This window comes from uncultured Negativicoccus sp. (genome assembly GCF_902480485.1).
Classification (GTDB): Bacteria; Bacillota; Negativicutes; order Veillonellales; family Negativicoccaceae; genus Negativicoccus; species Negativicoccus succinicivorans.
Window position 1 is genome coordinate 1 of sequence record NZ_CABSTC010000045.1, and the last position, 11,120, is coordinate 11,120.

At 57.9% G+C, this 11,120-nt stretch carries 9 protein-coding genes and 2 tRNA genes; all 11 read left to right on the plus strand.

What is annotated here, in order from left to right:
• The coding region (locus RDN69_RS04735) for a 3'-5' exonuclease (RefSeq protein WP_288218302.1) at nt 1-3,061 on the plus strand (3,061 nt) is incomplete at its 5' end.
• Between the two features lie 27 nt (nt 3,062-3,088).
• Nucleotides 3,089-3,343 (plus strand): helix-turn-helix domain-containing protein, encoded by a 255-nt coding sequence (locus tag RDN69_RS04740; RefSeq protein ID WP_024048441.1) that lies wholly within the window; start codon nt 3,089-3,091, stop codon nt 3,341-3,343.
• Between the two features lies 1 nt (nt 3,344).
• Nucleotides 3,345-4,130 carry an ABC transporter ATP-binding protein gene (locus RDN69_RS04745; protein WP_024048442.1) on the plus strand — a complete coding sequence of 262 codons (786 nt, stop codon included), beginning with the start codon at nt 3,345-3,347 and terminating at the stop codon, nt 4,128-4,130.
• Nucleotides 4,120-4,917, plus strand: coding sequence for an ABC transporter permease (locus RDN69_RS04750; protein ID WP_273259418.1), 798 nt, complete (start codon nt 4,120-4,122; stop codon nt 4,915-4,917). The genes RDN69_RS04745 and RDN69_RS04750 overlap by 11 nt, the downstream gene beginning before the upstream one ends.
• A gap of 13 nt (nt 4,918-4,930) precedes the next feature.
• Nucleotides 4,931-5,578 carry an immunity protein YezG family protein gene (locus RDN69_RS04755; protein ID WP_288218303.1) on the plus strand — a complete coding sequence of 216 codons (648 nt, stop codon included), beginning with the start codon at nt 4,931-4,933 and terminating at the stop codon, nt 5,576-5,578.
• 224 nt (nt 5,579-5,802) lie between these two features.
• Nucleotides 5,803-9,546, plus strand: coding sequence for a phosphoribosylformylglycinamidine synthase (locus tag RDN69_RS04760; protein WP_273259416.1), 3,744 nt, complete (start codon nt 5,803-5,805; stop codon nt 9,544-9,546).
• An 11-nt stretch (nt 9,547-9,557) separates the two neighbouring features.
• Entirely contained in the window at nt 9,558-9,773 is a 216-nt protein-coding gene (locus tag RDN69_RS04765; protein ID WP_024048447.1) for a hypothetical protein, read from the plus strand.
• Nucleotides 9,770-10,264: a hypothetical protein gene (locus RDN69_RS04770; RefSeq protein ID WP_273259415.1), complete on the plus strand. Its 495-nt coding sequence runs from the start codon at nt 9,770-9,772 to the stop codon at nt 10,262-10,264. Before RDN69_RS04765 ends, RDN69_RS04770 begins: the two co-directional genes overlap by 4 nt.
• 11 nt (nt 10,265-10,275) lie before the next feature.
• A complete protein-coding gene (locus RDN69_RS04775; protein ID WP_273259414.1) occupies nt 10,276-10,818 on the plus strand; it encodes a hypothetical protein in 543 nt (180 codons plus the stop codon).
• Nucleotides 10,819-10,911: 93 nt separating this feature from the next.
• Nucleotides 10,912-10,987 (plus strand) — tRNA-Asn (locus RDN69_RS04780).
• 1 nt (nt 10,988) lies between these two features.
• Nucleotides 10,989-11,063 (plus strand) — tRNA-Gln (locus tag RDN69_RS04785).
• The last annotated feature ends 57 nt before the right edge of the window (nt 11,064-11,120 follow it).

Below are 11,120 nucleotides of genomic sequence, written 5' to 3' on the forward strand. Positions count from 1 at the left end.
GTGGCGCGCGGGCGTCACGCAATGGCGAACGCAATTACAGAACGCGTCGGATGAATTGGCGCTGTACCCGCAACTGCAAAACGCGCGGGAGGTTTTGGCGGCGGATTACGCGACCGCGACGGCACTTTGCGACGGGGCAGACTGGGACGCGATTTATGACGCGGCGCAGGCCTACGCGCCGATGCGTTGGCCGGGCGGCAAGCTGAAGGATGAGGCGGCGAAAGCGGCCAAGACGGCGGCCAAAGAGATTCGCGACGCGGGGAAAGCATGGTTGAAGGGCTGGACGGAAGGTATTTTAGCCGCCGCGCCCGCGACTTGGCGGGAAGATTTGCAAGTGACCGCGCCGCTTGTCGCGGCACTCGTCAAGGTGACGAAAACGTTCGCGACCGCGTACACTACGTGGAAAAAATCGGAGCGCCTGATCGATTTCAGTGATTTGGAACATTACGCGCTCACGCTGTTGCTCGCGCCGGAATCCACGCCGGCCGCGCCGTTGCCGTCGGATATCGCGCGGGAACTCGCCCGCGAGTACGATGAAATCATGGTTGACGAATACCAGGACACGAACGGCGTGCAGGAACTGATCGCAAGCCTGATCGCGCGTGCGGATAATCGGTTCATGGTGGGCGATGTCAAGCAAAGTATTTACCGTTTTCGGCTGGCGGATCCGACGATTTTCCTCGGTCAGTACGAACGTTTTTCGCGAGATGCGCAGGCGCCCTCGCGCCGCATTGATTTACGGGAAAATTTCCGCAGCGATCGCACCGTGTTGGATGCGGTGAATGAAGTGTTTGCCCGAATTATGCAACCGCCCGCCGCCGAATTTTCTTACGATGAAAACGCGGCGTTTATCCCCGGGCGGACGATCACGGACGCGCCGGAGAACTGGGTCGGCGGCTCGGTCAGCGTGCGCTTTGTCACGCCTTCCGATGACGCAACGACCATGGACGCAGCGGACATTCCGCCCGCCGACGATGATGCGGAGGAAGAACCGTTATCGGCGATGGAAGCGCAGGCGCAGGCGATCGCGGATGAGTTGTTGCATTTGCACGAGACGGCCGTCGTGCAGGAAAACGACGGCGCGTTTCGTCCGTTCCGCTGGCGCGACGCGGTAGTTTTGATGCGTTCGGTCGCGTCTAGGATTGATGTTTTTGTCGAAGTGTTGCGTTCGGCGGGGATTCCCGTGTACGCGGAGCAGGCCGGCGGTTATTTTGCGGCGACCGAAGTGCAGACCATGCTTTCGCTTTTGCGTTGGCTCGATAATTCCCGACGCGATTTGGAGGCGGCGGCCGTGTTGCGCTCGCCGCTCGTCGGTTGCGATGAACGCGATCTGGCGGAAATGGCGCTGCTGCGCAATGAGGAAGCGCCGGCGCTGTGGGATGTTTTGCCCACATGGCTTGCGCGCCTCACCGATGAGGAAAAGCGCGGCCGTGTCGGAGCGTTTTACGCCTTGCTTACCGGTTGGCAGTTGTTGGCGCGACAAGCCGGCATCGGTCAGCTGGTGCGGCGCATCTACGAAGAAAGCGGGTATCATGCGTACGTCGGCGGCTTGCCGTCGGGATCGTTACGGCGCGCGAACCTGGAAGCCTTGTATGCGCGTGCGGTCGAGTTTGACGACGGGGCCGGCGGCGGGATCTCACGCTTTTTGGAATATTTGGAAGAATTGCAGCGGCAGAAGCAGGATTTGTCGGTACCGTCGACCATGGGCGAAAACGAAGACGCGGTACGCATTATGACGATTCACAAAAGCAAGGGCTTGGAGTTTCCGGTTGTGTTTTTGGCGAATATCGACAAAGAATTTAACCGGAAAGATACGCAGGCGCGTCTTTTATTGCATCGTCGTTACGGGATCGGGTTGTCCCGCTACGATGCGAAGCGTCGTTTGACGTACCCGACGGTGCGCTGGCATTTGTTGCGTGAAATTTTGCGGCGGGAAACGCTGGCGGAAGAGCAGCGGCTTTTGTACGTGGCCATGACACGCGCGCGAGATAAATTGTATCTTTACGCGGGCCCGTCACCGACCGGCGCGCATGCGGCTCCGGAAGCCGCGCGCTCCTATTTGGACTGGTTGTGGCCGCATCTCGAAACCGGGACATTGCCGCGCTGGGATGTGCAGACGGTGACGCCGATAGGGAACGAAGCGGTGGCAACGGTGGCGGATCCGCGTTTAGAAAACGTGCGGCAAGGAACATTGACGGGAACGCCGCTGCCGACGGAAATCTCGGAACGTCTTTCCTGGCAATATGACAAACCGCTTGCCACGCAGATTCCCGCGAAAGTTACCGTGACGGAAGTGACACATCATTTGGGTGAAATCACAGCGGCCTTGCCGCCGTTGCCAAAAACGGAACGACCGGCGGCGGATTATCCGTTGCCGATATTAACGGTGCAACCGGTGCAGACGGCAGATGAGATGGCCGCGACAAAAGCGGTGCGTTTAGTAGCGACCGAGGAAGATGCCGCGGCGGAAAGCGAAATAATAAATGACGCTTGGGTGCGTCCGCCGCAATTTGTCACGCCGGACATGCGGCCGGACGGCGGGGCGCGTTACGGAACGCTCATGCATCGCATTTTGGCCGAAATCGGCGCGGGCGACGGTACCACGACGGCGCAGGCGTATCTCGACCAACTTCAGCAGGCGCAAAAAATAACGCCGGCCGAAGCGAAGTTGGCCCATCGTCGTGATCTCGACTTGTGGTTAACCTGCGACACGGCGGCTGAGATTCGCCAATCATCGTTTGTGTTGCGAGAATGTCCGTTCGGGATGTTGTTGCCGGCATCGGTGGCGCTCGGCGTGCCGGCGGGCGATGACGAAGTGTTTTTACAGGGCGTGATCGACTGCCTGTACGCGACGGCCAGCGGCGATCTTGCGATTTTGGATTATAAAACCGATCGCGTGGATACGGCCAATGTACTCTATGAACGCTACCATCGCCAACTCGATTTATACGCCCATGCGGCCACGCGCATTTGGCAGCGGCCGGTCGTGAAAAAAATCATTTATTCACTGGCTCTGCATGAGGCAATCACGTGGCAAGACGACGGCGGCGCCGTGCTATAATGAGACCGAACAGAAAGGAGGGCGGAGATGCAGGATGCGTTGACGGAAGTCATGACTTTGATGGAGGCGGCGGTGCGTTGGGAAGTGCCCGCATCCACGTTGCGCCACTACGCGGGCGGCTATCGCAGGCCGGACGGAACGTTGGTGGAGCCGATTTTTACGGCGACGGAAACCCGTAAATCGGAAGGCACGGTACTCATTACGCAAAGTGCCATGGAGCGGGTATTCGGCGCGGAGAAAAACGCGCAGCAGCACTACGAGCAGACCGCCCTGTTTGAATAATATGGAATTTTGTTTGGACGCGGTCACGAAGACCTATACGGAGAAAAACGGCGTGCAGATCCAAGCGCTGGCGCCGCTTACCAAAACGGTCGCGCCGGGAGAATTCGTGGCGTTGATCGGCCCTTCCGGTTGCGGCAAATCGACGCTTTTATACTTGGCGGCGGGATTGTTGTTGCCGACATCGGGACGTTTGTACTGGCGCGGCGCGGAAAAGCAACCGCAGACGGCGATGGTGTTTCAGCAGGGCGGTTTGTTTCCCTGGCTGACCGTCGCGGAAAATGTGGCGTTCAGTTTGCAGGATCGCGAGTTTTCTCAGCAGGAGATTACCGAACGGGTAGCGCAAAAGTTGGCGCGCATGCAGTTGAGCGAATTCGCGGATGCGTATCCGGGTTCGCTTTCGGGCGGCATGCGGCAACGCGTCGGGATCGCGCGCGCTTTGGTGACCGAGCCGGATTTATTACTAATGGATGAACCGTTTTCCGCGCTCGACGCGCAGACGCGTCGGCTGTTGGAAGATGATTTGGTGCAATATTGGGAAGAATTGCGTCCGGCAACCTTGTATGTCACGCACAACATCGCCGAGGCGGTGCGGCTCGCCGATGTGATTTGGGTGTTTTCGCCGCGCCCCGGTCGCATTGTGGAATGTTTGACGGTGGATATACCGCGCAAGGAACGGCATCAGCTCAGCGCGCGGACGCAGTTGGCGGCGCTGGAAGAAACCATTTGGCAGGAAATTAAAGCGGGCGCCACGGCGGCGTTGACGCAGGGAGGTCGCCATGACGACTGAACGCGAAGTACGGTACCGTTTGGCGCCAAGAGACAGCGGTTTCGCACGCTGGTGGGCGCTGGCGGGAGTGTTGTTGCTGCTCGGTCTGTGGGAGTGGAGCGTGCGTCAGGGGTGGATTTCACCGGTATATCTCCCCGCGCCGTCGCAAATCGCGAGCGCATTGGCGGCGTTGGTGCAAAACGGCACGTTGGGACCGGCGCTGGCAGCGAGCGCGCTACGCTGGCTGGTCGGTGTGATCGCGGGCGGTCTTGCGGCGTTGTTGTTGGCGCTCGCGGGCGAACTTTCGCCGACGTTTCGACGCTTGATCGAACCGTATATTTATTTCTTTTATCCCTTGCCGAAAATTGCCATTTTGCCGCTTTTCGTGCTCTGGCTCGGCATCGGTGAATTGCCGAAATATGTGCTGATTGCGCTCGGTGTCTTTTTCCCGGTTTTTATCAATACGATGGCGGGACTGGTGCGTTTGCCGCGCCTTTACCGTGAAGTCGCCGCGATGTATCCCGTGAGTCGCGGGCGGTATTTGCGTACCGTCGCGTTGCCGGCGGTGCTGCCGGAATTGTTCGCGGGCCTGCAACTCGGTTGCGGCACGGCGCTCGTGCTCGTGGTCGCGGCGGAAATGATCGCGGCGCAGACGGGCATCGGCGCGCTGATTTTGCATTTCGGGGATCTGATGTTGACCGCGCCGCTGCTGGCGTGCATCTTTGTGTTGTGTGTAGCGGGATTAATTGTCCAGGCGTTGTTGGCGCAGTGGCAACGATATATGACACCATGGCGGGATCACCGCTGAGAAAGGAAGCAGCGTGAACGAACAAATGCAGGCGGCGTACGCCGACGTAATGCAGACGATAGCGGCGCTGATTAAAGAGCCGTGGGGACGTGTCGTTTGGCGAACGCTCATGGCGACTGAGCCGTTTCATTATTTTTATTACCGCCCGAAAACGCGCGCGGAGTATGTCTACTGGACGGATTCCGTTTGGCGGACGGGCGGCTCGGAAGAAGACCTGTGGCTGCAAATGGCGGCGGCCGACACGGCCGTGCGCGAACTTTGGAAGGCGTGGATCGCGGAGAACCCGGGACGTTCCCCTTGGACAAGCGCGACGCTGGAATTTTCGCCACGTGGTTTGGAGAACGCGATTTACGGTCATCGGCATCATTACCAGGTCGATCCGATTGAAGAGCAGTTTGCGTGGGAATACGAACGTTTCGGTGCCGTTTATTTGCCGTTGCGTTTGCGTCGACTGCTTGCGGCGGCGTACAGCGCATGGCATAGGCCCTTGCGCAAGCAGCGGCATCGCTTGTGGCGTCGACGCCCGCGCGGCTATTGGGAACGGCTGCCCGGAGAAACGCCCGCGTATCGCGGCACTCGTCGCGTCCGCGTGCACGCGCTGCGAACCGAAAACAAGGCGGCGGCAACGGCAAAAGCAAGCGAGACGATAAAAGATGCGTGAATACGCATCTTTTATTTTTTATTTAGCAAAAAAATGCCGGATAAAATCCGAACGATTGAATTTATGTTCAAATATAAATACGATACGCAGCGAATTCTTTTTTAAATAAAGATCTTTTCGTACGCTATGAATATGGAAAAATCCGGCCTGTAATGGTAGAATAAACTCAGTCAATTGCGGATAATCCGCGCCGCTCGGCGCGCGGTATTATGAGGGAGGAACCTATGTTACAACGAGTTTTTGTCGCCAAAAAAGCGGCGTTGGCCGATACGGCGCAACGCCTTTTACGGGAATGGCGGGAGCAGCTGGGCCTGACGTCATTAGCCGATGTGCAGGTTTGGCATCGGTATACCGTGGATGGTGTGAGTGAAGAACTGTTTGCTCGCGCGATGACGACGATTTTTGCGGAACCTCCCGTGGATACATGGACGGAACATTTGAAAATCGGTCCGCAGGAAACGGCCTTTGCCGTCGAGTTATTGCCCGGTCAATATGACCAGCGTGCCGATTCGGCGGAGCAATGTCTGCGTTTGCTGGATCCGAGCGTCGATGCGCGCGTCGCGTATGCGACGGTGTATGTCGTCACCGGTATTGATCGACCGGTCGACATCGTTAAATTAAAAGAATACGTGATCAACCCGATTGAAGCGCGCGAAGCGGCTTGGGAGATGCCGCGTGAGCTCATCGCGCCGGCGCATCAACCGCAACCGGTACCGGTATTGGACGGATTCATTTCCGCGACGCGGCCGGAACTTTTAGCGATGCTTACGCAGTACGGTTTGGCCATGGATGAAGCGGATCTGGCGGTCGTGCAGGAATATTTTCGCGATCAGGTGGATCGCGATCCGACGCTGACCGAATTGCGCGTCTTGGATACGTACTGGTCCGATCATTGTCGCCACACGACCTTCGGAACGGAACTGACGCATGTCGATATCGAAAAAGGTCATTTTACCGAACCGATCGTCGAAGCGTACGACTGGTACAGTGAAGTGCATAGTGACTTATACAGCGAAAACCCGCGGCCGCAATCGCTGATGGATCTGGCGACGATTGCCGTGAAGTCATTGCGCGCGCAGGGACTTTTGCGGGAGTTAGACGAGTCGGAAGAAATCAACGCCTGCACGATCAAGATTCCGGTCAAAACCCAAAACGGCACGGAAGAATGGCTGTTGCTCTTTAAAAACGAAACGCATAACCACCCTACGGAAATTGAACCGTTCGGCGGGGCGGCTACCTGCTTGGGCGGCTGCATTCGCGATCCCTTGAGCGGACGCGCATACGTTTACCAGGCGATGCGCGTGACGGGCAGCGGAGATCCGCGCACGCCGTTTTCGGAAACGCTTACCGGGAAATTGCCGCAGCGCACGATTACGACGCAAGCGGCGGCCGGTTACAGTTCCTACGGCAACCAGATCGGTCTCGCGACCGGTCAGGTACGTGAATACTACCACCCCGGTTACGTCGCCAAACGCATGGAAGTCGGCGCGGTCGTCGGCGCGGTGCCGGCGGATCAGGTCGTTCGTCGCGTGCCGGAACCGGGCGATATCGTGTTGCTGGTTGGCGGCCGTACCGGTCGTGACGGCATCGGCGGCGCAACCGGTTCTTCCAAAGAACATACGGAAAGCTCATTAACCACCGCGGGCGCGGAAGTGCAAAAAGGTAACGCGCCGACGGAACGTAAATTACAATGCTTATTCCGGCGTCCGGAAGCCTCGCGCCTGATTCGCCGCTGCAACGATTTCGGCGCGGGCGGCGTGGCGGTCGCTGTCGGCGAATTGGCGGACGGCTTGACGATTAATTTGGATGCCGTACCGAAAAAATATGAAGGATTGGACGGCACGGAATTAGCGCTGTCCGAATCGCAGGAACGTATGGCAGTGGTCGTCGCCGCAGACGATGCGGACGAATTCCGCCGCTATGCGGACGAAGAAAACCTGGAAGCGACGCCGATTGCGGTCGTTACGAAAGAACGCCGCCTGATGATGCAGTGGCGCGGTGAAACCATCGTCAATTTGGAGCGCTCGTTCCTCGACACCAACGGCGCCAGTCGAGCCAGCGCAGCTGTCATCACGGCGCCGGCCGAAGAAAATTATTTTACCCCGCAACCGGTGACGGATGTGAGCGCCGCTTGGGTGCAAACGCTCGGTGATTTGAATGTCGCTTCGCAGCGCGGTTTGGGCGAACGATTTGACGGGACGATCGGCGCGGGCACGGTGCTGATGCCGTACGGCGGAGCGCGCATGTGCACGCCGGTCGACGGCATGGTCGCGAAAATTCCGATGCGTCACGGGGAAACGTCAACCGTGAGCATCATGACCCACGCGTTTGATCCGTACTTGGCGTCGTGGAGTCCGTTTCACGGCGGTTTGTTCGCCGTGCTGCAGTCGCTGGCGAAAATCGCGGCGCTGGGCGGCAACTGGAAACGCGCCTATTTATCCTTGCAGGAATATTTTGAAAAATTAGGCGACACGGCGTCTTGGGGCAAACCGGTCGCGGCGCTTTTGGGCGCGTTTGTCGCGCAGTCGGAACTGGAAGTCGGCGCGATCGGCGGCAAAGATTCGATGAGCGGCAGCTTCCTTGATTTGCATGTGCCGCCCACGCTGATTTCGTTCGCGGTGGCGCCGGGGGATGCGGAGCACATTGTCAGTCCCGAATGGAAGGGACGCGAGCACGCGTTGGTCTTGCTCGAAACGCCGGTGGATGAATACGCCATGCCGGACTTTGAGGTCTTTATCGATCACGCGGATCGATTGTTCGCGGCGGCGGAGAAAGGTTTGCTGAAAAGCGCGCAGGCGGTTGATGCGGGCGGTCTTGCGGCCGCGTGCGCGAAAGCGGCGTTCGGTAACCATATCGGCGCAAGGTTGAGTGATGCTCTCACTCCGACAGAATGGTTCGCGGCGCGGCCGGGTTCATGGCTGGTCGAATTGGACAGAGAGGTCGCGGAACAATGGGCGCTTGACGAGCATATTACGATCATCGGCACAACCGCCGGTGACAGCATTTCTCTTGCCGGCGTTACTTTATCGCTCGATGAATTGCAGGCGCGCTGGGAAGAGCCGCTGGAAAAAGTATTCCCGACGAAAACGCTTCAACCGGCACCGCTGTATCCCGTTTCGCCGGTGGCGGACAATCCGACACGCCGCGCGCGGACTACCATTGGCACGCCGCAGGTCGTCATTCCGGTGATGCCGGGTACGAACTGTGAAGTGGACACGGCCCGCGCATTTGAAAATGCGGGCGCGGATGTGTCGACCGTCGTCGTGCGCAACTTGACGCCGCAGGCGTTGAATGAATCGGTCGAAGCGCTTGTCAAAGCGGTGGAAACGACACAAATCTTGGCATTTCCGGGCGGATTTTCCGCCGGCGATGAACCGGACGGTTCGGGTAAATTTATCGCCGCGCTGTTCCGTCATCCGGCATTGACTGAAGCGGTGAACGATCTCTTGACGCATCGTGACGGCTTGATTTTGGGCATCTGCAACGGTTTCCAGGCGTTGATTAAACTCGGCCTGTTGCCGTACGGAGAAATCCGCGAATTGGCGCCGAGTGCACCGACGCTCACCTACAATACCATCGGGCGTCACATTTCGCACTACGCGATGACGAAGATCGTTTCGACGAAATCCCCGTGGCTCATGTATTTTGAACCGGGCGAACTCCATCGTATTCCGTTCAGTCACGGTGAAGGGCGTTTATACGCGGCGCCGGACGTCGTACAGGCTTTGGCGGCGAACGGTCAGATCGCGACGCAATATTGCGATGAATGGGGCAGCGTCCACGAAACGATGCCGGCGAACCCGAACGGATCGGTCGCGGCGATCGAAGGCCTGCTCAGTCCGAACGGACGAATTTTGGGCAAGATGGGTCACAGCGAACGCTATGGTCCGTATGTAGCGAAAAATATTATCGGACAGAAAAAACAGAAAATTTTCCAGGCCGGTGTAGATTATTTCACAGGGAGATAACGAAAGATACCATGCGACGTACACAAAAAATTACGATGCTTGCGGCACTTATATTATTGCTGAGTTGCCGCACGGCGGAAGCATGTCCGTTTTGCCTGCTGGGCATGTATGAAGCGCATATCGCCAATTTCGGCAATTATGTGATGAATATTTTGCCGGTGCTGACGCCGGTTGTGACGGGAATCATTTTGTACTGGCGGGAGCTGAAGCGAAAATTATTCGGTTGAACGGAGCGCAAAAACGGCGGACGCTGCTGGCTGTGACGTTGGTGTCGCTTTTGGTTTGGGCGGGCTGGCACGGGGTTCTGTGGTATGCGGAACGAACCGCGCAAACATGGTACGGCACCTGGCAGGCGACGGGGGTCGAACCGCAAAGCGGGGAACGTTACGTTTGCACGATGGCGCTCGCGCCTTATCAACGACTGAATGCGCGCGAATTTGCGGTGCGCTGCGAATTCGGCGTAGTGTACCGTGACCCGGCGGTGCGCATCGCCGAAGTGGAACCGTTGCCGGCCGTGATTCGCGGCGATACCTTGTACTTGCCGCCGCAGACAAAAGACGGTCGCGGCGATTTGACGCGGCTCGGCGGCAAGGGCGCGGACGAAATCATCAGCATTCGGCATTTCCGATTTCATAAAATCAGCGCGGAGGTTTTACCGGAGGCGGCGTTGATTACGCGGTCATTGGATAGCGCACGGACGCTGCCCGCGCGGGAATAGCGAGGCGCAATATGGGAAACAAACGGCAGTGGTACTTGCTTGTGATTTGCGTTTTCATCGGCGTGCTGTCGGTGTTTGCCGCCGAACCGATTACGGCGGAGAAGGTCGTTATCCTGCCGACGGCAACGGCGGAGCGACATGCGGAACTCGGCACCTATGTGGAACGACGTTTGGCCGAGCCGTTTCGCTATCCGTACTATGAAATAACGAACGGACCGCAAACGACAATGCCGTTCACGCGTTACGACTTTGCCGCCGTCGCCGAGGCCTATGATGCGGATATCGTCGTCGGTTTGGAGTTGGTGCGTTTGGCGCAATTTACACGCACGGATTGGAACGGCGACTGGTGGACTACCACGTTCGGTGAGTTGCGCGTGTATGCGTATTACCGACCGAACGATGAGTTTCAGTTGTGGCAAAGCAGGTACAGCGACACGGCGGAAGAATCCGTTTTGAATACACCGCGAGCGGTGGTTAAAGAAATGACGGACCGCGTGCTGGCGAAAGTTCCTTATCAGCGCATACCGACGCATCGACCGCGCGTGTCCGCGTAACGCGTCACAGCGGATACCGAGACGCAAAAAAAGCAAGCGCAAAACCGCGCTTGCTTTTTTTTATTTCATCGGCTATAATAACTCTTGTTATATTCCCTGATAGCTCAGTTGGTAGAGCAATCGGCTGTTAACCGATCGGTCGTAGGTTCGAGTCCTACTCAGGGAGCCATAGGGGTGTAGCCAAGTGGTAAGGCAGCGGACTCTGACTCCGCCATGCGCAGGTTCGAATCCTTCCACCCCTGCCACGTGATCCATTAGCTCAGTTGGTAGAGCACCTGACTTTTAATCAGGGTGTCCCGCGT